Source organism: Metabacillus sp. SLBN-84 (assembly GCF_053629595.1).
Genome location: NZ_JBRJIP010000001.1, coordinates 1,529,571 through 1,553,501, shown reverse-complemented (window position 1 = coordinate 1,553,501; position 23,931 = coordinate 1,529,571). Strand labels below are relative to the sequence as shown.

At 45.8% G+C, this 23,931-nt stretch carries 22 protein-coding genes; 4 read left to right on the top strand and 18 right to left on the bottom strand.

Features of this window, described 5'->3' with window-relative positions; all coding sequences use genetic code 11:
* Window positions 1–113: 113 nt before the first annotated feature.
* Window positions 114–290: a hypothetical protein gene (locus RKD52_RS07715; RefSeq protein WP_454099249.1), complete on the top strand. Its 177-nt coding sequence runs from the start codon at window positions 114–116 to the stop codon at window positions 288–290.
* A 28-nt stretch (window positions 291–318) separates the two neighbouring features.
* Window positions 319–1,221, top strand: coding sequence for a YegS/Rv2252/BmrU family lipid kinase (locus RKD52_RS07710; RefSeq protein WP_454099248.1), 903 nt, complete (start codon window positions 319–321; stop codon window positions 1,219–1,221).
* A 450-nt stretch (window positions 1,222–1,671) separates the two neighbouring features.
* On the opposite strand, the gene RKD52_RS07705 is transcribed toward RKD52_RS07710, so the two are convergent.
* The 8 genes from RKD52_RS07705 to RKD52_RS07670 all read right to left on the bottom strand — a co-directional run bounded on the left by RKD52_RS07705 (window position 1,672) and on the right by RKD52_RS07670 (window position 11,922).
* Window positions 1,672–2,979, bottom strand: coding sequence for a dihydrolipoamide acetyltransferase family protein (locus RKD52_RS07705; protein WP_454099247.1), 1,308 nt, complete (start codon window positions 2,977–2,979; stop codon window positions 1,672–1,674).
* A gap of 29 nt (window positions 2,980–3,008) precedes the next feature.
* Entirely contained in the window at window positions 3,009–3,992 is a 984-nt protein-coding gene (locus RKD52_RS07700) for an alpha-ketoacid dehydrogenase subunit beta (protein ID WP_282032887.1), read from the bottom strand.
* 12 nt (window positions 3,993–4,004) lie between these two features.
* Window positions 4,005–4,997, bottom strand: a complete 993-nt coding sequence (locus RKD52_RS07695; RefSeq protein WP_282032888.1) for a thiamine pyrophosphate-dependent dehydrogenase E1 component subunit alpha — start codon at window positions 4,995–4,997, stop codon at window positions 4,005–4,007.
* A 44-nt stretch (window positions 4,998–5,041) separates the two neighbouring features.
* The gene (gene lpdA / locus RKD52_RS07690) at window positions 5,042–6,463 is read right to left on the bottom strand and encodes a dihydrolipoyl dehydrogenase (protein WP_282032889.1); all 1,422 of its coding nucleotides are present in this window, start codon (window positions 6,461–6,463) and stop codon (window positions 5,042–5,044) included.
* 41 nt (window positions 6,464–6,504) lie between these two features.
* A complete protein-coding gene (gene buk, locus RKD52_RS07685; RefSeq protein ID WP_282032890.1) occupies window positions 6,505–7,623 on the bottom strand; it encodes a butyrate kinase in 1,119 nt (372 codons plus the stop codon).
* A 64-nt stretch (window positions 7,624–7,687) separates the two neighbouring features.
* Window positions 7,688–8,782 (bottom strand): branched-chain amino acid dehydrogenase, encoded by a 1,095-nt coding sequence (gene bcd, locus RKD52_RS07680; RefSeq protein WP_454099246.1) that lies wholly within the window; start codon window positions 8,780–8,782, stop codon window positions 7,688–7,690.
* A 42-nt stretch (window positions 8,783–8,824) separates the two neighbouring features.
* A complete protein-coding gene (gene yqiS, locus RKD52_RS07675; protein WP_454099245.1) occupies window positions 8,825–9,715 on the bottom strand; it encodes a phosphate butyryltransferase in 891 nt (296 codons plus the stop codon).
* 146 nt (window positions 9,716–9,861) lie between these two features.
* Window positions 9,862–11,922, bottom strand: coding sequence for a sigma 54-interacting transcriptional regulator (locus RKD52_RS07670; protein WP_454099244.1), 2,061 nt, complete (start codon window positions 11,920–11,922; stop codon window positions 9,862–9,864).
* Window positions 11,923–12,117: 195 nt separating this feature from the next.
* Here RKD52_RS07670 and RKD52_RS07665 point away from each other — a divergent pair, with 195 nt between their 5' ends.
* Window positions 12,118–12,348, top strand: a complete 231-nt coding sequence (locus RKD52_RS07665; protein WP_029279810.1) for a DUF2627 domain-containing protein — start codon at window positions 12,118–12,120, stop codon at window positions 12,346–12,348.
* A 44-nt stretch (window positions 12,349–12,392) separates the two neighbouring features.
* On the opposite strand, the gene RKD52_RS07660 is transcribed toward RKD52_RS07665, so the two are convergent.
* Complete coding sequence (locus RKD52_RS07660; protein WP_454099243.1) at window positions 12,393–13,127, bottom strand: glycerophosphodiester phosphodiesterase; 735 nt, start codon at window positions 13,125–13,127, stop codon at window positions 12,393–12,395.
* A gap of 43 nt (window positions 13,128–13,170) precedes the next feature.
* Between RKD52_RS07660 and RKD52_RS07655 the strand changes: the two genes are divergently transcribed.
* Window positions 13,171–13,308: a YycC family protein gene (locus RKD52_RS07655; protein ID WP_342823461.1), complete on the top strand. Its 138-nt coding sequence runs from the start codon at window positions 13,171–13,173 to the stop codon at window positions 13,306–13,308.
* A 68-nt stretch (window positions 13,309–13,376) separates the two neighbouring features.
* Here the strand turns inward: RKD52_RS07655 and spo0A are convergent, their stop codons facing one another.
* The 9 genes from spo0A to xseA all read right to left on the bottom strand — a co-directional run bounded on the left by spo0A (window position 13,377) and on the right by xseA (window position 23,914).
* A complete protein-coding gene (spo0A, locus tag RKD52_RS07650; RefSeq protein WP_029279806.1) occupies window positions 13,377–14,165 on the bottom strand; it encodes a sporulation transcription factor Spo0A in 789 nt (262 codons plus the stop codon).
* Between the two features lie 303 nt (window positions 14,166–14,468).
* Window positions 14,469–15,758, bottom strand: coding sequence for a SpoIVB peptidase (gene spoIVB, locus RKD52_RS07645; RefSeq protein WP_454099242.1), 1,290 nt, complete (start codon window positions 15,756–15,758; stop codon window positions 14,469–14,471).
* Between the two features lie 185 nt (window positions 15,759–15,943).
* Window positions 15,944–17,668 carry a DNA repair protein RecN gene (gene recN / locus RKD52_RS07640; RefSeq protein WP_454099241.1) on the bottom strand — a complete coding sequence of 575 codons (1,725 nt, stop codon included), beginning with the start codon at window positions 17,666–17,668 and terminating at the stop codon, window positions 15,944–15,946.
* Window positions 17,669–17,697: 29 nt separating this feature from the next.
* Window positions 17,698–18,147, bottom strand: a complete 450-nt coding sequence (ahrC, locus tag RKD52_RS07635; protein WP_029279800.1) for a transcriptional regulator AhrC/ArgR — start codon at window positions 18,145–18,147, stop codon at window positions 17,698–17,700.
* Between the two features lie 181 nt (window positions 18,148–18,328).
* Entirely contained in the window at window positions 18,329–19,168 is an 840-nt protein-coding gene (locus RKD52_RS07630) for a TlyA family RNA methyltransferase (RefSeq protein WP_454099240.1), read from the bottom strand.
* 3 nt (window positions 19,169–19,171) lie between these two features.
* Window positions 19,172–21,064, bottom strand: a complete 1,893-nt coding sequence (dxs, locus tag RKD52_RS07625; RefSeq protein WP_454099239.1) for a 1-deoxy-D-xylulose-5-phosphate synthase — start codon at window positions 21,062–21,064, stop codon at window positions 19,172–19,174.
* Window positions 21,065–21,457: 393 nt separating this feature from the next.
* Window positions 21,458–22,339 (bottom strand): polyprenyl synthetase family protein, encoded by an 882-nt coding sequence (locus tag RKD52_RS07620; RefSeq protein ID WP_454099238.1) that lies wholly within the window; start codon window positions 22,337–22,339, stop codon window positions 21,458–21,460.
* Entirely contained in the window at window positions 22,336–22,569 is a 234-nt protein-coding gene (locus RKD52_RS07615) for an exodeoxyribonuclease VII small subunit (protein ID WP_282032901.1), read from the bottom strand. Before RKD52_RS07615 ends, RKD52_RS07620 begins: the two co-directional genes overlap by 4 nt.
* On the bottom strand, window positions 22,562–23,914 hold the full coding sequence (gene xseA, locus RKD52_RS07610; protein ID WP_454099237.1) for an exodeoxyribonuclease VII large subunit: 1,353 nt from the start codon (window positions 23,912–23,914) through the stop codon (window positions 22,562–22,564). Before xseA ends, RKD52_RS07615 begins: the two co-directional genes overlap by 8 nt.
* Between the last annotated feature and the right edge of the window lie 17 nt (window positions 23,915–23,931).

Sequence of the window (23,931 nt, the reverse complement as noted above, 5' to 3'; positions counted from 1 at the left end):
ATTTTAGTACACCTTGCAGAAGTCAGCAAATGTAATTCATAATTGAAACCAGAGCTTGTTTTGAAACGTATAGGAAGAAAGATGTTTCATTTAACAGAAGAGAGGATAATTTAATGAAGAAGAGACCATTCGGATTAAAAAAGAAGCGGAAAAAAAGAAGCAGCAAATGGCTTGATTTCCTGTTCGATCTCCTTGAACTGGCCGAATTGCTGATCCTTCTTCCTTTCCGCATCATCTATTATTTGCTCCGTGCTGTGTTTAAGGCAGTCGGAGATCTTTTTAACTTTTAAATGACTTTTGCTCGTAAGGGGTTTTTTTATGGCTGAATTTAAAAAGGGCATTCTTATCTACAATGGCAATGCCGGTCAAAAAGATGCGGAAAAGACGCTTGGCGTTTGCGTTCCCATTATCTCGCAGCATGTGGAGCAGCTGTTGCTGCTGCAGACGAAAAAACCTCTGGATGCCCTGGAATTCTGCCGGGAACATGGCGAAGAAAGTGATATTGTCATCATTCTTGGGGGTGACGGAACCGTTCATGAGTGCATAAACGGTCTTGGCGGACTTGTAAACAGACCGGTCATTGCCATCCTTCCAGGAGGCACCTGCAACGATTTTTCCAGAACACTGGGCATTCCACAAAACCTGAGAAAAGCTGCAGAAAGCATGTTTGAAGGCGAAGTGCGCGGAGTAGATGCAGCCGAATCCACAAGCGGTTATTTCCTCAATTTCTGGGGCATCGGCCTGATCGCCGAAACATCTGAAAATATTAACGACACAGAAAAAGCACTGCTTGGCAGAGTCAGCTACTTTCTAAGCGCACTCAGAACAATCAAAAGCATGAAGCCATTTACCTTTAAACTGGAGCTTGATGACAGAGTCATAGAAGATGAAGCCATCATGGTCCTGCTTGCAAACGGACGGATGATCGGAACAAACGAGCTTCCTTACCCTGATATACAAATAGATGACGGCCTTGCAGATATCTTTATTATAAAAGAGGCTAGCTTCACGGTATTAAAAGAAATCTTCACCATGAAAGACAGCATCGACTGGGATCATCTCGATTCACAGCTCCAGCATTACCGGACTAGCATCATGAAAATTGAAACGGAGGACGAAATGAACTGCGACACCGACGGAGAAGTCTACTCCTCCACTCCCGAATCCATCCGCATTCTGCATAAGCATTTTCGGATGCTGGTTCCAAAAGCGGTTATTTAAAAAGTGTTCTGCAGCTTTTGCTGTTGGAGCACTTTTTTTGTAGGGTGGTTTGGTGGAGGGGTTGGGGGGTGGAACACTTTGCTGGCTTTTTGGCCTCTGCAAAGTGTTGTTAAAGCCAGGTTAGAGCACTTTCCGGGCTCTTTGTCCATTGCAAAATGTTGTTAAAGCCAGATTAGAACTCTTTCTGGGCTTTCTGGCCTCTGCAAAATGTTGCTAAAGACAGGTTAGAACTCTTTCCGGGCTCTCTGGTCACTGCAAAGTGTTGTTAAAACACATTTAGAACACTTTCCGGACTTTCTAACATCTGCAAAATGTTGTTAAACCCAGGTTAGAACTCTTTACAGGCTTCCTAGCCACTTCAAAGTGCTGCAAAAGAACCCTGCTGGCCTCCCCCTTCTCAAAACAAAAAAACAGGCAGGAAAAACCGAAGTTTTCCTGCCTGCTTATTTTTTAATAGATCGATGTTGTTTCTTTTGATGTTTGTTCGATGATTTCTTTCACCCGCGCCAAAAATCTTCCGCATATCAATCCGTCGAGTACGCGGTGATCTAGGGACATGCAGAGGTTGACCATGTCTCTTACAGCGATCATGCCGTTGTTCATGACAACCGGGCGCTTTACAATGGATTCGACCTGAAGGATGGCAGCCTGCGGGTAATTGATAATGCCCATGGACTGGACAGAGCCGAATGAGCCTGTGTTGTTGACCGTAAAGGTGCCGCCTTTCATATCGTCTGCAGAAAGTTTGCCGGCACGGACTTTTCCTGCAAGCTCTGATATTTCGCGTGCTATGCCTTTGATGGTTTTTTCGTCCGCATGTTTGATGACAGGGACGAAAAGCGCATCATCTGTTGCGACTGCAATCGAGATGTTGATATCTTTTTTCTGGATGATGCTGTCGCCAGCCCACATGGAATTGATTTGCGGGAATTCTTTCAGTGCCTGGGCAACTGCTTTGACGAAGAAGGCAAAGAACGTCAGGTTAAAGCCTTCTTTTTGTTTGAATTCGTTTTTAAGACTGTTGCGGTATTCAACGAGATTCGTTGCATCCACTTCCATCATCGTCCAGGCGTGCGGAGCTTCATGCTTGCTGCGAAGCATGTTCGCTGCAATGGCTTTGCGGATGCCGGTAACCGGAATTTCCACGTCTCCCGGCTGCGCGGAGACAGATGTACCCGGAGCAGGTTTGGCCGGAGCAGGAGCTGCCGTGGTTTCCTTCTGTGCTGAAGGCGCCTGCTTCTCTGCGGCAGCCGGAGCCTGCTTGCCTGCTTCTGCAGCTTTAGGGATATTTCCGCTTTCGATCAGCTGCTGAACATCTTTTCTTGTGATTCTGCCGCCTGCCCCTGTGCCGTTCACTTGGGAAAGATCAATGTCATTCTCCTGGGCAAGGCGAAGGACAGCTGGTGAATATCTCTTTTTATTAGACTGATCCTGTTCCTGTTCCTGTGCTGGCTCCTGAACTGATTTTTCAGCTGCAGGTGTTTCAGCTTGAGCCGGTGCTTCTGTTTCTGCACTGCCTCCGACTTCTACTTTGCAGATAATTTCTCCTACAGCAAGCGTGTCTCCCTCTTCAGCTGTCAGTTCCTTGATGACGCCTGAAAAAGAGGACGGGACCTCTGCATTTACTTTGTCTGTCATAACCTCTGCAATCGGGTCGTACTTATTAACGGTATCTCCAACGGATACGAGCCATTTGCTGATGGTGCCTTCTGTTACACTCTCCCCAAGCTGGGGCATGGTCATCTGTTCAACTGCCATGAAAGTTCCCTCCTCAACTAGAACGTTTCTTAAAACTCCGCAAGCTTCCGCATGGCTGCTTCGACTTTGTCAGGGTTGATCATAAAATGCTTTTCCATTGTCGGGGCATAAGGCATCGCAGGAACATCAGGACCTGCAAGACGCATGATTGGAGCATCCAGATCGAACAGGCAGTTTTCAGCGATGATCGCTGACACTTCACTCATGATGCTTCCTTCTTTATTGTCTTCAGTGACAAGAAGGACTTTGCCTGTTTTTGATGCCGCTTCAATAATCGCTTCTTTATCGAGCGGATAGACTGTGCGCAAATCAAGAATATGAGCTGAAATGCCGTCCTGGGCAAGCTTTTCCGCAGCCTGAAGGGCGAAATGAACGCAAAGGCCATAAGTGATGATCGTGATATCTTCGCCTTCCCGTTTCACATCCGCTTTCCCGATCGGCAGGACATAATCATCCTCAGGGACTTCCCCTTTGATTAGACGGTAAGCCCGCTTATGTTCAAAGAAAAGAACAGGATCTTCGTCTCTGATGGCTGCCTTCAGCAATCCTTTTACATCATAAGGAGTTGACGGCATCACAATTTTCAGACCCGGTGTATTGGCAAAAAGAGCTTCAACTGACTGGGAATGATACAGAGCGCCATGCACTCCGCCGCCGTAAGGGGCACGAATGGTAATCGGACAGTTCCAGTCATTATTGGAACGGTATCTGATTTTCGCCGCTTCTGATACGATCTGGTTGACAGCCGGCATGATAAAATCAGCAAATTGCATTTCGGCAATCGGTCTCATGCCATACATGGCCGCTCCGATACCTACTCCGGCAATCGCAGATTCTGCAAGCGGCGTATCAATGACGCGTTCTTCTCCAAATTTATCGTAGAGTCCTGCTGTAGCTTTAAAGACTCCGCCTTTTCTGCCGACATCTTCGCCAAGGACAAACACCTTCGGGTCGCGTTCCATTTCTTCGCGAATGGCCATTGTTACTGCATCTATATAAGAAATGACTGGCATTGTACTTCCCCCTTACTCTGCGTATACGTATTTGAGTGCTGATTCCGCTTCTGCATACGGTGCATTTTCAGCGTAATCCGTCGCTTCATTGACAACCTTCATAATCTGATCAAGGATCTCTTTTTCCTTTTCTTCTGTCAGGACGCCTGTCTCCTTCAAATAAGAGGCAAACGTTAAAATCGGATCCTTTTTCTTCGCTTCAGATACCTCTTCCTGACCGCGGTATGAACGGTCATCATCATCACTTGAATGAGGTGTCAGACGGTATGAAACGGCCTCAACAAGAGTCGGCCCCTCACCGCGGCGTCCTCTGTCTGCTGCTTCCTTCACCGCTGCATAAACTTCAAGCGGATCGTTTCCGTCCACTGTCACGCCAGGCATGCCGTATCCAACTGCACGGTCGGAGATTTTTTCGCACGCCACTTGCTTCTCATACGGCACACTGATCGCGTATTTGTTGTTTTCGCACATGAAAATAACCGGAAGTTTATGAACACTTGCAAAGTTTGCACCTTCATGGAAGTCACCCTGATTGGATGAGCCTTCTCCGAATGTTACGAACGTCACGATGTCCTTTTTCTCCATTCTTCCTGCAAGAGCAATGCCGACAGCATGCGGCACCTGCGTGGTTACAGGAGAAGAACCTGTTACGATGCGGTTTACTTTTTGTCCAAAGTGACCGGGCATCTGGCGTCCGCCTGAGTTCGGGTCTTCCGCTTTTGCAAACCCTGAAAGCATCAATTGCTTGGCTGTCATGCCAAATGCAAGAACAACGCCCATATCTCTGTAGTAAGGAAGTGCGTAATCTTTCTTGCGGTCAAGGGCAAAAGCAGCTCCAACCTGTGCCGCTTCCTGACCCTGACAAGAGATGACAAACGGAATTTTTCCTGAACGGTTCAACAGCCACATGCGCTCATCAATTTTACGGGCCATAACCATAGTTTCATACATTTCAAGAACATCCTGATCTGTCAGACCAAGAGTTTGATGACGATTTTCAGCCATTTTGCTGCCTCCTAAAAATCAGTATGTAAGGGAAGTCGTTCCCCTTAAGAATGTATTGCGCTGCCATCCACTGCAAGAGCAGCTTCGCCGATTGCTTCAGAAAGCGTAGGATGCGGATGGATCGTGTGCCCGATTTCCCACGGGGTTGCATCCAGCACCATGGCAAGACCGGCCTCTGAAATCATATCTGTCACGTGCGGTCCGATCATATGAACGCCAAGAAGGTCATTTGTTTTAACATCTGCAACTAATTTGACAAACCCGTCCGACTCTCCAAAAACAAGCGCTTTGCCGATTGCACGGAAAGAAAATTTCCCTGTCTTCACGTCAAAACCGGCATCTTTTGCTTCTGCTTCCGTGTAGCCCACACTTGCGATTTCAGGTGTGCTGTAGACACATCTTGATACGTTTCTGTACGTGATGGCAGAAGGATTTTTCCCGGCAATGTGTTCAACGGCGGTAATGCCTTCGTGTGAAGCTACATGAGCAAGCTGCATGCCGCCGATTACATCCCCGATTGCGTAGATATGTGATTCCTTCGTCTGCATAAATGCGTTTGTCTTGATAAATCCGTTTTCAATCTGAATGTCGGTGTTCTCAAGGCCAATACCTTCAACATTTGCCTGACGGCCGACGGATACAAGAATTTTTTCTGCCGAGAAGGTTTTTACTTCTCCTTTATGCTCTGCAGATATGGAGACTGCTTCTCCTTTTTCAAGTGTTTCAGAAAGCACCTTTGCACCTGTCACGACCGTGACGCCCTTTTTCTTCAGCAGGCGCTGCATTTCTTTTGAAATATCCGCATCTTCTGTAGGGAGTATTCTGTCTGCATATTCAAGGACCGTTACGTCAAGGCCGAAATCAGAAAGCATGGACGCCCACTCAATGCCGATCACGCCTCCGCCGACAATGATGATGGACTTCGGCAAAGACGGAAGGTTTAATGCCTCATCTGAAGTAAGGACTGCTTCTCCGTCAATTTCAAGGCCGGGAAGGCTGCGCGGTCTTGAGCCTGTAGAGACAATCACATTCTTCGGGATCAGCATTTCATTTTCCTCCCCGTTGTTCATTTCTACGGAGATGGTTCCAGGCATAGGAGAAAAAATCGACGGTCCAAGGATTCTGCCCGTTCCTTCGTATACATCAATTTTCCCCTGTTTCATTAAATGCTGCACTCCATTATGTAGTGTATCGATAATGGACTGCTTCCGTTCCTGCACTTTGGCAAAATCAAGCTCGACTCCGGAAGTAATGACGCCGAATTCTTCGCTTCGCTTAGCTGTTGCAAAAACCTCCGCGCTTCTAAGCAATGCTTTGCTTGGTATGCAGCCTGCATGCAGACATGTGCCGCCAAGCTTCCCTTTTTCAACAATAGCTGTTTTTAAGCCGAGCTGGCTTGCACGGATGGCTGCGACATAGCCGCCTGTGCCTCCGCCGACAATCACGAGATCATATTCAGTTGCCATAGGGTCATGCTCCTCTCTTAAAAAGAAGATCTATTTTGTGCTCAGCCTCTGCTGAGCGGTTTCGCACTTACAAGTGAAGGGTTAGGATATTCCTTCGGCTCTTCTTCTCCCCGAAGGACGCGCAGTGCACCTTCTGTTAAAGCCTGCAGCTCATTTTCACCCGGGAATACTGTAATGTCTGCAATCCAGTCAATATAAGACGAGATTTCTTTTACAAACCTCTTCCCGTATGCGAGGCCTCCGGTAAGGATAATGGCATCTACTTTGCCTTTGAGGACTGCACTTGCAGCACCGATTTCTTTGCCGATTTGATACGCCATTGCATCAAAAACCAGTTTTGCCCGCTCGTCACCTGCTGCAATCATGCGTTCAACCTTTTGTCCGTCATTTGTTCCAAGGTAGCCCACAAGGCCTCCGCGGCCGACAAGCATTTTCATTATTTCCTCGCGGTAGTAGTCCCCTGAAAAACACAGGCTGACAAGATCTCCTGCAGGAACCGTACCCGCTCTTTCAGGGCTGAACGGTCCGTCACCATGAAGACCGTTGTTCACATCAATCACTCTTCCCTGCTTATGGACACCTACTGTAATCCCGCCGCCCATGTGAGCGACGATCAGGTTCATTTCTCCATACGATTTCCCGTACTGCCTGGCCACTTTTCTGGCAACTGATTTCTGGTTCAGTGCGTGAAAAATACTTTTCCTTTCGATTGAAGCAACGCCTGATACTTTTGCAATCGGTTCCATTTCATCTACAACGACAGGATCCACAATGAATGCAGGGATATTAAGGCCTCCCGCTATTTCATAGGCAATGATTCCTCCAAGATTTGAGGCATGCTGGCCTGCATAGCCTATCCGGAGATCTTGAAGCATCTGCTCATTGACATGATACGTTCCGCCTTCAATCGGACGAAGCAGTCCGCCTCTTCCGCAGACGGCGCTTAATTTAGAGATATTAATGCCTTCTTCATCAAGCGTCTCAAGAATCGTTTGTTTTCTAAATTCGTATTGATCAATGATTTGAGAGAAAGATTGAATCTTTTCTGCATCATGACGGATTGTTTTTTCAAAAATAGAACGCTCATTATCAAATACACCAATTTTCGTAGAAGTTGAACCAGGGTTGATGACGAGTATTCGATATTCTTTTTCTTGCAACTTTCATAACCTCCAGGTAAGAGAAGGATCTGATCAAGCAGCTCCTTCTCCTTGTATTTCCAAATTAGCGGCGGCTTAAGATATGGTGGCCGTTTTGCAGGAACTGGCTGCGTGAGTTTCTCATTCTTTCAATCCGCTCTTCTGCCAGACGGTCAGCTGCCATATAAGTAGGAATGCCGTCACGCTTTGCAATTTCAAATACACGCTCAATGTTCTGGTAGATGCCTTCTACTTTTTTCATCGCTCTTTCGCTGTTGTATCCAAGAAGTTCGTCAGCTACATTGATAACTCCGCCGGCATTGATGACATAATCAGGTGCATAAGCGATGCCCATTTCATGAATCGTATCGCCGTGGCGCGTTTCTTTCAGCTGATTGTTCGCAGCACCTGCAATGACTTTTGCTTTAATTTGCGGAATAGTATCATCGTTAATTGTCGCTCCAAGTGCACATGGTGCATAAATGTCACAGTCAACAGAATAAATCTCATCAGGATCGACAGCTTTTGCTCCAAATGCTTCAACGGCTCTTTGAACCGCTTCTTTATGGATGTCTGTTACGATAAGCTGCGCACCTTCTTCATGAAGATGTCTGCAAAGGTTAAAGGCAACATTTCCAACACCTTGTACAGCTACTGTTTTCCCTTCCAGTGAATCTGTTCCGAATGCTGCTTTAGCTGCTGCTTTCATTCCGCGGTATACACCGAATGCAGTGACAGGAGACGGGTTGCCTGAAGAGCCGAATGCAGGAGAAATACCTGTTACGTAATCTGTTTCCTCATGAATCAGGTCCATATCTTCTACTGTAGTCCCTACATCTTCTGCTGTAATATAACGGCCGTTCAGCCCTTGAATATAGCGTCCGAATGCACGGAACATTTCTTCATTCTTATCTTTTCTAGGGTCTCCGATGATGACCGTTTTCCCGCCGCCAAGGTTAAGTCCTGCTGCAGCATTTTTGTAAGTCATGCCACGTGCAAGACGAAGGGCATCTTCAATGGCATCCGCTTCAGAAGCATATGTCCACATGCGCGTTCCGCCAAGAGCCGGTCCAAGCGTTGTATCGTGAATGGCAATGATCGCTTTTAGTCCTGATTGTTTATCCTGGCAGAAAACCAACTGCTCATAGTCGTATAGTTCCATGTATTTGAAAATTTCCATCTGTAAATCCTCCTAGTGGTATCATTTTTGCTTTTTCTGTTCTCAGCTTGTGCAAATGGCAAGCGCCAGTGAATAAAGCTTGCTTTCAGCTGAATCTGCACGGCTTGTCAGTACGATTGGCGCTTTTGCTCCTGCAATGACAGCCCCAACCTTTGCCCCTGCGAAATAAATAAGTGATTTATATAAAACATTGCCAACTTCAATGGTTGGTACCAATAAAATATCCGCCTGTCCCGCAGCCCCGCTCTTTATGCCCTTATGCTCCGCAGCTTCAATGGAAACGGCGTTATCAAGAGCAAGCGGTCCGTCTACAAGACAATGTTTGATTTGCCCGCGGGTGTTCATCTGCGTTAGTGCAGCAGCATCAAGTGTGGCCTGCATGGCCGGGTTGATGACTTCAACCGCTGCAAGCGGTGCAACTTTCGGCATCTCAATGCCAATTTTCCTAGCTACCGTCACGGAGTTTTCAAGAATCTGCTTTTTTTGCTGAAGATCCGGCGCAACGTTCATAGCAGCATCTGTCACGATGGTGTACCGGTCGTAGCCTGGCACATCAAAAACGGCCACGTGTGAAAGGATGTTTCCCGTGCGGAGACCGAACTCTTTGTTCAGCACAGCTTTTAAAATCACAGCAGTCGGAACATTCCCTTTCATAAGGACATCCGCTTCATTTTGAAAAACGGCTTTTACGGCTGCTTCTGAAGCCTGTTCGGCGGATCTTGCGTGATGGATTGTGACTCTTCTGGAATCCATTTGTTTTTCAAGAAGCATTGTTTCAATGACTTCTTTGTTGCCAAACAGCATAAAATCAGCCATTTCCCGTTCTAGAGCAAGCTTCACAGCTTCAAGAACTTCGCCATCTTCTGCCGCTGCAACAGCAACCGTCTTATTTTCCAGCTGTGCCGCTTTTTCCAGCAGGTCGTCTAATGTCATGTATCGTTCAACCCTTTCTTGATGTAATCACAGCACCCGATTATTTATAATGCAAGAAGCGTGCCAAATGAAAAAACGTGAAACCGCTTCATCTGTCATTTTATTACCGTGCAAAATATTGCATATCACGCAAGATATTGCATGCATTATTTTTCAATTCCGTATTTCTCCATCTTATAATACAGGTTTCTTAATGAAACACCTAATGAAGCAGCGGTTTTTGTCCGGTTATAGCCGTGTTTAATAAGTGCGTTCTGTATCAGGTTTTTTTCAACTTCTTCTACAGCTTCGGCCAGCGTGATATTTCCGGAATCTTCTATAAGGACATTCCCGGTATGTCTTTCTTTTTCAGAACTCTGGATTAGTTCAGGCAGATGGCGGGCTGTGATTCTCAGTTCATGATAATGCATAAAGATCATTGCTCTTCCGATAACATTTTCAAGCTCTCTCACATTACCCGGCCAGCTGTATCCCATCAGTGCCGCTGCTGCAGATTCATCAATTCCTTCAATGCTCCGTCCATAATCCTGATTCAGCTTTCTGATCAGGTGTTCGGCAAGCATGGGAATGTCACTTTTCCTGTTCCGCAGCGGAGGAATGGATATTGGGTACCTGTTTAATCTGTAATATAGATCCTCCCTGAACGTACCGTCAGACAAGGCTTTTTCAATATTGATGTTTGTCGCGGCAATTACCCTTACATTGATGGAAATCGATTTCGCCGACCCTACTCTGACAATTTCTTTTTCCTGAAGAACGCGAAGCAGCTTTGCCTGTACACTGGCTGACAGTTCACCGATTTCATCAAGGAAGATGCTTCCGTTATTCGCCTCTTCAAAAAACCCGCGCTTGCCTCCGCGTTTTGCGCCTGAAAATGCTCCTTCTTCGTAGCCGAACAATTCACTTTCAAGCAGGGTTTCTGAAATAGCTGCACAGTTTACTTTAATAAATTTTTTGTATTTTCTGTCGCTCGCATTATGTATAGCGTGTGCAAATAGCTCTTTTCCCGTCCCCGATTCTCCCCTCAGGAGTACAGTTGCAGGTGTTTTTGCCCCAAGTTTTGCCTGTTCAATCGCAAGCTTGATTTCTTCACTTTCTCCGACAATGTCTTCAAAGGAATATTTCGCTTCGAGGGTTCTGATAATTTGCCTTGCCCGGTTTAATTCTGTAGTCAGCGTCTGAATCTCAGACATATCGTGTATGACGCCGACGCTTCCCTTTAATTTGCCGTCGACGATAATCGGGGCTACATTGACGATGACGTCTTTTTTAGAAGGGCCGACTTTCATTCTCGCTCCGCGGACAGGCCTTCTTGTTTCAAGTACTTTCATATGCATGCTCTCACCCTCTGAGATGTCCGCTGTAGCAGGCATTCCGAGGACCTCGCCCTCAGTCAGGCCGGTCATGCGGGAGTAGGCAGGATTAATCATGATGCCTCTCCCTTCTTCGTCCACCACAGAAATCGCTTCATCCGAAGACTGAATAATCGCCTGAAGCATGGTCTGAATTTCTTTCAGGTTCGTCATCTCTTCAGCAAGATTCACAATTTCCGTTATATCTTTAAAAAGCGAAAGCGCACCAATCAGAGTGCCCGAGTGATCAAAAATCGGGATTCGGGTTGTAATTATTTTCAGGCCGTTCTCAAGAACCTGCTCCTGGTTCATTTCAACTTCCTTCGTTTGGAGAATTCTCGGCAGTTTGCTTGATGGCATGACTTCCCTGACAAGCCTGCCGATGACATCCTCCTTTTTTAAGCCTGTCATTTCTTCGGCCATTTTATTAAAAAGAATGAGCCTCTCTTTGTCGTCGATGACAATCATGCCGTCATTCGTTGCGTCAAAAATGGTTTCATGCTTATATGTAATTTCTTGAAGAGCTGTAATCAGATCTTCTTTCTGATTAATCAGATTTGTTATGATATGAGCCACGCTGCCCGGTATGATGACTGTGCTCCTGCTTCTTTGCTGAAGCAGTTCTTCAAACACTTCAGAACTCCCCGTTGCTTCTATGACAATGTTAATCTGATCAGACAGAAGCGGCTTCCAGTCTGAGCTGGTCAGAATTCCTATTTTTTTGGCATATTCGATACCCGGTGCTTTTGAATCGATATCAACAACAGCCATAATTTCCATCGCTTTGATCTCAAGCAGCATTTTAAGGAGTGCAGTCCCGCCTTTGCCCGCACCAACCAGCAGCACTTTTTGCATCAATCTATCCCCTTGTTTTTTATAAAATCAAAAAATACTTCATATAAAAAGCCTATCCCATTCCCTCATTAGTGTACTCGAACAGTTCCATTTATGCAAAAAATTGCACGATTTCAACATCCACTTTTGCTCACTTGACAAAAAGGCTCATTCACTTGACAATTTAGAAAGAACAGGGAAAGGACAAGGGGAAATATGAGGATAGTTGCTCTGATTATAATGGTCATACCTGGCGTTTTGGCAGGCTATGGCATCAAACTCATGCGCGATATGCTGTTTGGCATTCTTCAGCCGCCATTTCCGGCATTATGGATGCAGTTCATAGGAGGACTGCTTTTGTTTATAGGAGGATTAAGCTTTGTCGCAGGATTCATCTTCCGCAGAGACTCAAAGAGGAAAAAGGTTCAGAAGAGGTTTCAGAGGTAGAAAAGCGGAAGCGCCCAGTCAACCTGTGCGCTTCATCCAATCATTTAAACAGTATCTAATGATTTTCTTATCCGAACAGCCATTTCAGGGTAATCCGTGAAGAAACCTGCACAGCCGGCATTCATTAGGTCCTTCATCATTTGTTCATCGTTGACCGTATAAGGTCTGACCATGATTCCGTGCGCCTGACTTTCCGCAACCATTGTTTGATCAGCCGACAGATAGTAGGGGTGCACGGAAGCTGCAGGGATGGTTTTTGCATATGCCCAAGGCTGATACAGCCTTTCGTGAATCAGAGCCCCTCGTTCAATATGAGGTGAAATGTGATAACATTTTACTAAGCTGTCATGATTAAACGAAGAAAGGATAACGCGGCTCTCTAAGGTGTACTTTTCAATGATGCTGATAACTTTTTCTTCGATTTGCCCGTAATGGATCCGGTCATTTTTAAGTTCAATATTCAGCTTGCCATTCAGCGGTCTGATCCATTCTGCCACTTGCTCAAGAGACGGCACAGATGCTTTTCCGCTCCACTCAGGAAACAAATAGCACGCATCAAGCTGCTGAAGCTCTGAATACGTCAAATCTTTTACATAGCCGGTGCCGTTTGTGGTTCGGTCAACCGTTTCATCATGGATCACAACGGGAATGCCGTCTTTTGAAAGATGCACATCCAGCTCAATTCCGTCTGCACCAAGGTCAATGGCCGCCTGAAAAGACGGCATCGTATTTTCAGGATGCGTGCCGGCTGCACCCCGGTGGCCAAATATTATCGTCATTGCCTTTCTCACCCGCTTAAAATAGAATAAAGGAGGATTTCCCATGAGACCACTGCCAATTTCAGCTGATACGGCTGTAAAATTAAGCGAAGCACTGAATGTTCCGGTTGAACAGCTGATGCATATGCCTCAGCACATTCTGCTTGCAAAGCTTGCCGAACTCGAGAAAAAAGAGAAATGATGCTTAAATGAAAAGAACCCCTTTCAGGCGAAAGCGGGTTCTTTCTTTATTTAAAGCTTCTTTCCTTCTCAGGAAGCCTTATGCTCAAGTCGAAGTTTATCGGCAACCATTGCGATAAATTCTGAATTTGTCGGTTTTGCTTTTGACATGCTCACCGTGTAGCCGAAAAGAGATGAGATAGACTCGATGTTTCCGCGGCTCCAGGCCACTTCAATCGCATGGCGGATCGCACGCTCGACACGGCTTGCCGTTGTGTTGTATTTTTTTGCAATGTCAGGATAGAGAACTTTTGTAATCGAACCGAGAAGCTCAATATCGTTATAAACCATTGAAATGGCTTCCCTTAAGTACAGATACCCTTTAATATGAGCAGGTACACCGATTTCATGAATGATGCTGGTAATGTTCGCATCAAGGTTCTTGCCTTTGTTTTCAGGCTGGGATCTGAGTGAGGAACTGGATCTGGAAAGAATAGGAGCGGATTTTCCGCTTACCTGGCGAATGTGGCTGACAAGGTTTTCCATGTCGAACGGTTTTAAGATGAAGTAAGATGCACCAAGGTCGACAGCTTTTTTCGTGACATCTTCCTGTCCGAACGCTGTCAGCATGATGACATTCGGCTGTTTGGATTTTTCCATCTCCCTGACTTTTTCAAGGACAGCAAGGCCGTCAAGATGCGGCATAATAATATCCAGTACAAGGACATCAGGATCTTTGTCCTTCAGCATGTTCAGACATTCCTGCCCGTTATAGGCGATTCCCAGTACTTCCATGTCATCCTGGCTCGATATAAACTCATCTAAAAGGCCGACCAACTCACGATTATCATCAACGACACATACTTTTATCTTCTTCACTAAAGTTCCTCCTCAGTCTTCATTTCTCCGCCTTAACCGGTTAGCATCTCTATTGTTTATTCTAAATGAGAATTTCGACAATGCAACATAAATTCCTCTAATTATTTTAAAAAATACCAAAAAAATGAAATATCTAATTTTTTCTCCAGTTTCCTCACATTTTCGACGATTCCCGCAACCAATCGCTTCCAAAGTTAAACAGTTTTGTCGAATAATCTTCTTCCCTCTATTCTACCGAAAAAACGGGAATAAAGAAAGACATAAAAAAGAGCTGTCAAGAATCACCTCTCAACAGCTGCCCTTTTAGCTTGCTTTCTTTGCACCTTGCGTATAGATATCAATTCCCGCTTCACTCAGCATCCACTCGATATGAACACCATACCCTGAAGTCGGATCGTTTACAAACACGTGTGTAACGGCGCCAATCACTTTGCCATTTTGGATAATCGGACTTCCGCTCATCCCCTGAACAATCCCGCCTGATTTCTCAAGCAGTTTTGGATCTGTAATTTTTATGACCATCCCTTTTATTGCCGGGAACTTCTGAGGAGTGGAACTGACCACCTGTACATCAAACTCCTCTACTCTGTCACCGTCTACAACCGTCAGAATATGCGCAGGACCTTCTTTTACCTCATTTGAAAGGGCAATTGGCATAGGCTGGTCATAAAGACCATTTGTCATATCTCCGTTCAGCCTGCCGAAAATACCGAATGGACTGTTGCGTGTAATGTCCCCAATAATCTGTCTGTCGCTTGAAAATCTGGCAAGCTTCTCTCCGGGATTCCCGTTGCTTCCTTTTTCAATGGATGTGACAGTCGATCTGACAACCTGTCCGTCCTGTACAACTATTGGTTTTTTTGTATCCATATCGGAAATAACATGGCCTAAAGCGCCGTATTTCTTTGATTTAGGATCATAAAAGGTCATCGTCCCGATTCCCGCTGCTGAATCTCTGATATAAAGGCCGATCCGGTATGCGCCTTCATTTTCATCTTTTACCGGAACAAGCTTTGTCTTAAGCTCTTTGTTGTCCCTCGAGATCACTAAGTCAAGAGGCTTGCCGGTCTTTCCAGAATCCTGAATAAACGGCGTCACATCACTCATGCTCTCAACTGTGGTGCCGTTAATTTTCGTGATCATATCACCGACTTGCACTCCGGCTATTTCCCCGGGGGATTTTTTTCCTCCGGATGTTTTAATTTGATGATGTCCGACAACAAGCACGCCAAGTGAATTCAGTTTGACGCCTATTGACTGGCCGCCCGGAATCACCCGGAAATCTTCAAGGACTTTAACGTCCACTTTTTTTATCGGAATGCCGGCAAGGTCAAATACGATTTCTCCGACTCCGCTTTGCCTGCCTTCAATTTGAAGGGATTCACTCCCTGTTTTAATGGAAAATACCTGCTCTGAATCCGCCGCAGCTGCATCAGCCTGCAGGGATGTCTGCATTGATAATTGCTGATTTTCGAATACAGTTAAAGAATTTGGCAATAGAATGTATTCTTTAACAGGTTTTACAAATCCTAAACTCATTAAAGAAACAAGGAGAATACAACCAATTATTTTTCTTATTTTATCTGAGCCCAACTATACACACTCTCCTCGCTCCTACCACACCAATACATCGGCTACATTCATTAATTTTGCCTTTTGGAGGAGCATTTATAACTGATATAAAAAGAAAATGTTGCTGTTTTGGCGTATAATGCCGCAGGACAGGTCATGAGGTGTTTTTTTGCAGGCAAAAAAAATACTGCCGAGGTGGGCAGTATTTAGAAACTCTTTGCAGCTTCTGCAAGAGCAAGCAATTCTTTGGCGTGCTGTTTCGTCAAATCCGTTACTTCAACACCTGCAATCATCCGGCCGACTTCTTTTATCTTTTCTTCCTCGAGAAGAGGTTTGACACTTGTTTTCGTGCGGCCTTTAACCGTCTCTTTGGAGATGAAAAGATGCGTATCAGCCATGGCAGCCACCTGAGGCAGGTGAGTGATGCAGAGCACCTGGGACCCGACAGAAACCTTATAGATCTTTTCTGCGATGGCCTGGGCCACTCTCCCGCTCACTCCAGTATCGACCTCATCAAAAATGATGGACGTCACACCCTGATGCTTGGAGAAAATGCTTTTCATCGCGAGCATGATTCTTGAAAGCTCTCCCCCGGACGCAATTTTGGAAAGCGGTTTAAGGGGTTCACCCGGATTTGTAGATAGATAAAATTCTGTTTCATCTACTCCGTTTTCAGTGAATTTTGCAGGGACACCGTCTATTTGGACACTGTCTGCATGACCCTTGCGGACGCCGAACACAACTTCAAACTTTGTTTTTTCCATATAAAGTTCTTTAAGCTCCTGCTGGATGTTTTTTATCAGCTCGGCAGCACTTTTTCTGCGGACAGCCGTCAGGTTCGAAGCTTCAATCACCAGATCCTTCGTAACCGAATCAAGTTCGTTTTTCAGTTTATAAAGGTGGCTGTCGCGGTTTTGAATCGTATCAATCTCTTCTTCGATTCCCGCTGCATATTCAAGGATTTCCTCTACACTCTGACCGTACTTTCTCTTCAGATGCGTAATCTCCGCAAGCCTTGCTTCAATTTCATTCAGCCGCTCCGGGTCAAACTCAAGCCTATCAAGTTCACTGCGGATCTGAAACGACAGATCTTCAAGCATGTAGTAGCAGTTGGAGACGGTTTCTGACATTTCTTTCAATGAGTCATTAATTGAAGACACTTCTTCAAGGTGGCTCATGGAATGGCCGATATAGTCGAGTCCCCGCTGTTCGCCGTGAAGGGAATTATAGCTGTTCTGCAGGGATTCATAAACCTTTTCAAAGTTGGAGATTTCATTTTTTTCTTCCATGAGCTGTTCGTCTTCTTTTAGTTTCAAATCAGCTTTTTCAATTTCTTCGAGCTGAAACTGAATAAGATCAAGCCTGTGGGCCATTTCTTGTTCGTTTTCAGAAAGCTGTTTGATTTTCTTTTGCAGCGAAGCATATGTAGTGTAAATCTCTCTGTATGACGAAAGGGCATGGTTTATTTTTGACGAACCGTACTGATCGAGCAGCTTCCAGTGATTTTCTTCATTCATCAGCTCCTGATTATCATGCTGGCCGTGAATATCAATCATGAGCTGGCCGATTTCCCTGAGAATTCCGATGGTCACAAGCTTTCCGTTCACACGGCAAATACTCTTGCCGGCTGCTGAAATATCACGTCTCAGGACAATCATCCCGTCACTTGTATCGATCCCAAATTCCTGGCATCTGTCAAGGACCGGATGAGCGTCATCATCCAGCAAAAAAAGACCTTCAAGTTCAGCCCTTTTTTCTCCGTAGCGGACAAATTCAGATGATCCTCTTCCTCCTACCAGCAAATGAACGGCATCTATAATAATGGATTTTCCAGCTCCTGTTTCTCCGGTAAGGACGGTAAGCCCTTTTTCAAAAGAGACAGTCAGTGCTTCGATTATGGCAAAGTTCTTTATGGAAAGTTCTGCTAACACAGGGCCGAATCCCCCTTCCATTTCATTCTTTAAAGCATATCCAGGAATCGTTTGGAGATGGTTTCGGTATCATCTGGTGTTCTGCAGATAATTAAGATCGTATCATCTCCGCAGATTGTCCCTAATATTTCATTCCAATCCAGGTTGTCGATAAGTGCTCCTATGGCATTTGCATTGCCGGGAAGTGTTTTCATAATAATGTTATGGCCTGCTGAATCAATTTTTACAAAGGCATCCATTAGCGCCCGTTTCAGTTTCTGAAGCGGGTTAAAGCGCTGATCTGCAGGGAGGCTGTATTTATACCGCCCATCAAGCATCGGGACCTTTACCAGGTGCAGCTCTTTAATGTCTCTTGAGACTGTAGCCTGAGTGACATTAAAGGCAGCTTCCTTAAGCATGTCCACCAGTTCATCCTGCGTTTCCACTTCATTATGTGTGATCAGCTCGCGGATTTTAATGTGTCGTTGACCTTTATTCATTGGGCACCCCTTGTTAACTGTATGATTATACTGAATATGTTATATGAAATCGCTAAAAATGTACATGTTTTTGTCAGCCTGCATGTTCAGGCGGTTCATTGATTTACTGGTAGTATACTCAGAAATGTCAGAAGCATTTGCATTTCTGCCGGCAGAACAAACAGGAATAACGGCAGCAGCGTTATTCCTGTTCCTGTTTCTTTGTTTTCAGTTCACTGTGTGCTTTTTCGACTACTGCATCAATGCTCTCCGGCAGCAGGTTTTCACCAGGCTGGTCCATGGCGTTCTTCAGATGCAGCAGAAATTCAATGTTTCCGTCTCCGCCTGTAATGGGAGAGTAGGAAAGATTGACACAGTCATAGCCCTCTTTGAGAGCGAATTGGGTAATATCTTCAAGCACCAGTCTGTGTGTTTTCGGTTCTCTGACGATGCCCTTTTTGCCTACAAGCTCTTTGCCTGCTTCAAACTGAGGTTTGACGAGCGCGATGCAGTCTCCCCCTGCGACTAATATTTTCTTAAGTGCAGGGAGAATCAGCCTCAAAGAAATAAACGACACATCAATGGATGCAACTTCAGGCAGACCTTCTGTAAAATCAGCAGGCTCTGAATAACGGAAATTCGTCCGTTCCATCACCGTCACCCGTTCATCCTGTCGGAGCTTCCATGCAAGCTGGTTATACCCGACATCAAGCGCATAGGAGCTTTTTGCCCCGTTTTGGAGGGCACAGTCTGTAAAACCTCCGGTTGATGATCCAATGTCCAAAAGAATTTTGCCCTCTACCGTTAAGTCAAATTCTTTCAATGCTTTTTCAAGCTTTAAGCCACCGCGGCTGACGTACGGCATGACATTTCCTTTTACAGTAAGCTTTAGAGAAGTGTCGACCTTTTCACCCGGTTTTTCCACTCTCTCTTCATTTGCATACACAAGCCCTGCCATAATGGCCCGCTTCGCTTTTTCTCTTGTTTCAATTAACCCTCTTTCTACAAGGAGGATATCAATTCTTTCTTTTTTTGAACTCATTCATTAAACCCTTTTCTCTTTCTCTTTTGAAATGCTGATGATCCGGTCTTCTGCATGCGCCGCTGTCATCCCGATCTCATCAAGCAGCTTGCCTACACTCCCGTGTTCGATAAAACGATCCGGGATTCCCATTCTGTCAATGACAGCATCTGAATAGCCGTTTTCCTGCGCGAATTCCAGAACGGCACTGCCGAATCCTCCTTGAAGGACAGCTTCTTCTATAGTAAGAACAGGAAGCTTTTCTTCAAAAATCTCTGACAGCATGCTCTCATCAAGAGGTTTGATGAACCTTGCGTTGACCACTCTTACAGAAAGGTCTTTATTGGCGAGGCTTTCAGCAGCTTCAAGCGCCATTTCAATGGTCGTTCCAAAGGTCAGGATCACAGCATCGGTTCCAGGTCTGATCACTTCCCATGTGCCTATTGGAATCTCCTTCAGTTCGGCGTCCATCTTGACTCCGATGCCGTTTCCGCGCGGATATCTCAGGGCAATCGGCCCGTCATTGTATTTGATGGCCGTATTAACCATGTGCTGGCCTTCATTCTCATCTTTCGGCATCATCAGGACAATGTTCGGCAAGTGTCTCAGGAAAGCAATGTCAAAAACACCCTGATGCGTTTCGCCGTCTGCACCAACCAGGCCTGAGCGGTCGATCCCGATGAAAACGTTCAAATTCTGGCGGCAAATATCATGCACGACCTGATCGTACGCTCTTTGTAGGAACGTTGAGTAAATGGCAAGAAAAGGCTTCATATCCTGGGCTGCAAGACCCGCGGCCATTGTCGTTGCATGCTGTTCGGCGATGCCCACATCAAACATGCGGTCAGGAAATTCCGCTGCGAACTTCTCAAGCTTGGAGCCGACAGGCATGGCAGGAGTAACGGCAACAATCCGCTTGTCTTCCCGGGCAAGTTTGCGCACTGTTTCACTGACTAAAGCGCTCCATGCCGGACCGGCTGCCTCCCCTTTCACAAAGTCGCCTGTTTCAATTTTATACGGCCCTGTTCCGTGCCAAGTGCCGATTTTATCGGTTTCAGCAGGCTGATAGCCCTTCCCTTTTTTCGTAATGACGTGCAGCAGCACAGGACCTTTCGTCTTCTTCGCATACTGCAGATTTTCAAAAAGGTCATCATAGTTATGTCCGTCGACAGGACCTAGATAAGTAATGCCGAGCTCCTCGAAAAAGATGCCTGATACAAGCATGTATTTAAGACTGTCTTTCACGCGTTCTGCAGTGGAAGCAAGCTTGCCGCCTACAGCAGGGATCTTCTTCAGGATATATTCGAGTTCATCTTTCACCCATTGATATTTTCCTGCTGTCCGAAGCTTTCCAAGAACGTTGTGCAGAGCACCGACGTTTGGCGCGATGGACATTTCGTTGTCATTCAAGATGATGATCATGTCCTTTTGCTCATGACCGATATGATTCAGGGCCTCAAGTGCCATTCCGCCTGTCAGCGCCCCATCTCCGATAATCGGCACAATGTGATCCTTTGTGCCTTTTAAGTCTCTTGCAATTGCCATTCCCATAGCAGCAGAAAGAGAAGTCGAGCTGTGGCCGGTTTCCCAGACGTCATGTTCGCTTTCGTTGCGTTTTGGGAATCCGCACAATCCCTGGTACTGTCTGATTGTATCGAATTCGCACGCACGGCCTGTCAGAATTTTATGTACATAAGACTGATGGCCAACGTCCCACAGAAATTTATCATTCGGACTGTCGAAGATTTTATGTAAGGCAATTGTCAATTCAACCACACCTAAATTCGGTCCGATGTGCCCTCCTGTTACAGAAAGCTTTTCAATCAAAAATTTGCGGATTTCCGCACCCAGCTGTTCTAGTTCAGGGTTTGAAAGCTTCTTAAGGAAGGACGGGTCTTTAATGGATAATAGATCCAAATGGATCACTCGCTTTCAGTTCATTTTCAAGGTCTTTTGCTAAAAAAGAGCCGCTAACACAGCAAGTGATAACGGCGCCATTGTTTAATTATCGCTTTATTTGCAGTCTTTACCGCGCTGTCTGCTTAAGATATGTATAAAATATGGTGATAGTATACCATACCGTATGAAAAACCTCAATTTGACGTAGGTTTATAACAAAAGCGGAAGCGCCAAGACCCGCTCCGACAGGCAGATAAGAATCCGGCAGAAAAGTCCGGGTCCCGCCTTTTTTGCCGGATTTGTTCTGACAGAGGATCTGGGCGCTGGACGAGGTTATCTTTTTCATGCGGTAGCCTTATATAATTTATTATCCCTTTTCCAATAAAAAAACGCGACCTGGCGTCGCGTTTTTTAATGGTCTCTTGAAGCAATCAGATCGCAAAGCTCCTCTAGAAGAGACGAATCTATCTTCATTTCTGAAAGGATGCCTTTTGCTTGTGCAATATGGCCTGCAAGCTTTTCTTTTGCTCCCTCGAGGGTGAGAAGAGCAGGATAGGTTGTTTTTTGATTTCCTTCATCTGAACCGACAGGCTTGCCGATCTTGGCCTGCTGTCCTTCAATATCCAGAATATCATCCTGGATTTGAAAAGCGATACCTAAATGATAGGAAAACGTTCTGAGCATTTCTTTTTCATCCGCTTCTGCTTCTGCAAGGATTGCTCCTGCCATGATGGAAAAGCCAAGAAGCTTTGCTGTTTTATGCTCATGTATGTATTCGAGCTCCGTAAGGGAAAGAGTTTTCCCCTCACCCTGCATATCAGCGACCTGCCCTCCAACCATCCCTTCTGCACCCGATGCGCGCACAAGTTCACTGATTAAAGACAGACGCATTTCTGCAGATATGTCCTGCTGGTCTGATATGACGCCGAAGCTGTGTGTCAATAGACCGTCACCCGCAAGAATCGCCATTGCTTCGCCAAACACTTTATGGTTTGTCGGTTTGCCTCTTCGCAAATCATCATTGTCCATCGCCGGGAGGTCATCATGAATGAGAGAATAAGTATGGATCATTTCAACCGCGCATGCAGCAGGAATGCCCATTTCTTCTTCTTTTCCGAAAGCTCTGAGAACCGCGAGAACCAGCGCGGGACGCAGACGCTTGCCTCCTGCTGTCAGGGAATAGGACATTGCCTCTTTAATAACAGCGGGAGCATGAAGGCTGCTGATGTACTCAGGCAGCCTTGCTTCAATCATTTCTTTTCTCGAAGAAAGAAACTGGCTGAGGTTCATCATTCTTCCTCCTGAAGGTCAAACGGCGCAAGCTCCCCGTCTTCGCGGAGAATAAGGTCCATTTGCTTTTCAACCGATTGAAGCTTATCGTGGCAAAGCTTTGACAGCTTCATGCCGTCCTGAAAGTAGGCAATCGCTTTTTCCAGCGGAACATCGCCTTCTTCAAGCTTTTCCACAATTTCCTCAAGCTCTTCCATAGCCTGTTCAAACGTAACCTCTTTTTTTTCACTCATGTGACTTTCGCTCCTCCACTCCTGTAACTTGGCAGATGACTTGTCCGTCCTGCAGATGAATGTTCAGACCGTCGCCTTTTTTCACCTGCGAAATGCTTTTTACGAGCCTGTCATCTTTATAAGCAATACTGTAGCCCCGGTCCATGATTTTAAGGGGGCTGAGTGCATTAAGATTTGCAGCCATTGCCCCGAACGCAGCCTGTTTTTGTTTCAGAAGCACAGACATATCACGCGTCATTTTTTTGACAAGCTGCTGGTGGCGTTCTTTTTCGCGGCTGATCTTTTCATCCGGATGAACCCTGAGCAAACGGCTGCTCAATGCTGCAAACCGTTCTTTTTTCATCTGGATGTTGCGGATGCTCTCCTTTTGCAGGGATTCAACGAGAACATCAAGCTGCTGCTCTTTTTGCTGATACAGCTGCTTCGGGTATTTAAACGCATATGATTTCTGGTAATAGGCAAGCTGCTCTTTCTTCGCCGTAAGCTTTTCCTGCATCGCTCTCAAAAGCCTGGTCTTTTTGTTTGCCGTTCTCTCAAGAAGATCTGCATAATGGGGAACAGCAAGCTCCGCAGCACCTGTCGGCGTCGGCGCGCGCAAATCAGCGACAAAATCGGCAATTGTGTAATCCGTCTCATGTCCGACAGCCGAGATAATCGGCACTTTTGAGCTGAATACTTCACGCGCGACGATTTCTTCGTTGAACGCCCAAAGTTCTTCTATGGAACCTCCGCCCCTGCCTGCAATAATCACATCAAGTGTTCCTAGGCTGTTTGCCTGCCGGATTGCTTTCACAACAGACGGACCTGCGTTTATTCCCTGTACAAGGGCAGGAATAATGATTACCTTTGCAGACGGGTAGCGGCGTTTGATTGTTGTTAAAATATCACGCACAGCAGCGCCTGTAGGTGATGTAATGACACCTATTTCAGAAGGATATTTCGGGATCGGCTGTTTGTGCCTTTCGTCAAAAAGCCCTTCCTTTTCAAGCTTCTTTTTCAGCTCTTCATAAGCAAGATACAGACTTCCGATGCCGTCAGGCTGCATTTCTTTTACATAGACCTGATAATTTCCGCTTGGTTCGTACACGGAAATTTCACAGCGCAGCAGCACCTTCATCCCGTTTTCCGGCATGAATTTTAAGGAAGCGTTCTGGCCTGCAAACATAACAGCCGCAATACGCGCTCCCTCATCCTTCAATGTGAAATACATGTGGCCGCGGCTGTGCATTTTAAAGTTGGAAAGCTCGCCTTTGACCCAAATATCCTTTAAATGCGGATCGGCATCAAACTTCCGCTTGATGTATTTTGTGAGGGCGGTTACCGTCACATGTTTGATTTCACTCATCCGCCTGAACTCCTTTA

Coding starts and splice junctions, on each gene's coding strand:
- RKD52_RS07715 (WP_454099249.1), top strand. CDS start 114: ATGAAGAAGAGACCATTCGGATTAAAAAAGAAGCGGAAAAAAAGAAGC.
- RKD52_RS07710 (WP_454099248.1), top strand. CDS start 319: ATGGCTGAATTTAAAAAGGGCATTCTTATCTACAATGGCAATGCCGGT.
- RKD52_RS07705 (WP_454099247.1), bottom strand. CDS start 2,979: ATGGCAGTTGAACAGATGACCATGCCCCAGCTTGGGGAGAGTGTAACA.
- RKD52_RS07700 (WP_282032887.1), bottom strand. CDS start 3,992: ATGCCAGTCATTTCTTATATAGATGCAGTAACAATGGCCATTCGCGAA.
- RKD52_RS07695 (WP_282032888.1), bottom strand. CDS start 4,997: ATGGCTGAAAATCGTCATCAAACTCTTGGTCTGACAGATCAGGATGTT.
- lpdA (WP_282032889.1), bottom strand. CDS start 6,463: ATGGCAACTGAATATGATCTCGTGATTGTCGGCGGAGGCACAGGCGGC.
- bcd (WP_454099246.1), bottom strand. CDS start 8,782: ATGGAAATTTTCAAATACATGGAACTATACGACTATGAGCAGTTGGTT.
- yqiS (WP_454099245.1), bottom strand. CDS start 9,715: ATGACATTAGACGACCTGCTGGAAAAAGCGGCACAGCTGGAAAATAAG.
- RKD52_RS07670 (WP_454099244.1), bottom strand. CDS start 11,922: ATGCAAAAAGTGCTGCTGGTTGGTGCGGGCAAAGGCGGGACTGCACTC.
- RKD52_RS07665 (WP_029279810.1), top strand. CDS start 12,118: ATGAGGATAGTTGCTCTGATTATAATGGTCATACCTGGCGTTTTGGCA.
- RKD52_RS07660 (WP_454099243.1), bottom strand. CDS start 13,127: ATGACGATAATATTTGGCCACCGGGGTGCAGCCGGCACGCATCCTGAA.
- RKD52_RS07655 (WP_342823461.1), top strand. CDS start 13,171: ATGAGACCACTGCCAATTTCAGCTGATACGGCTGTAAAATTAAGCGAA.
- ahrC (WP_029279800.1), bottom strand. CDS start 18,147: ATGAATAAAGGTCAACGACACATTAAAATCCGCGAGCTGATCACACAT.
- RKD52_RS07630 (WP_454099240.1), bottom strand. CDS start 19,168: ATGAGTTCAAAAAAAGAAAGAATTGATATCCTCCTTGTAGAAAGAGGG.
- RKD52_RS07620 (WP_454099238.1), bottom strand. CDS start 22,339: ATGATGAACCTCAGCCAGTTTCTTTCTTCGAGAAAAGAAATGATTGAA.
- RKD52_RS07615 (WP_282032901.1), bottom strand. CDS start 22,569: ATGAGTGAAAAAAAAGAGGTTACGTTTGAACAGGCTATGGAAGAGCTT.
- xseA (WP_454099237.1), bottom strand. CDS start 23,914: ATGAGTGAAATCAAACATGTGACGGTAACCGCCCTCACAAAATACATC.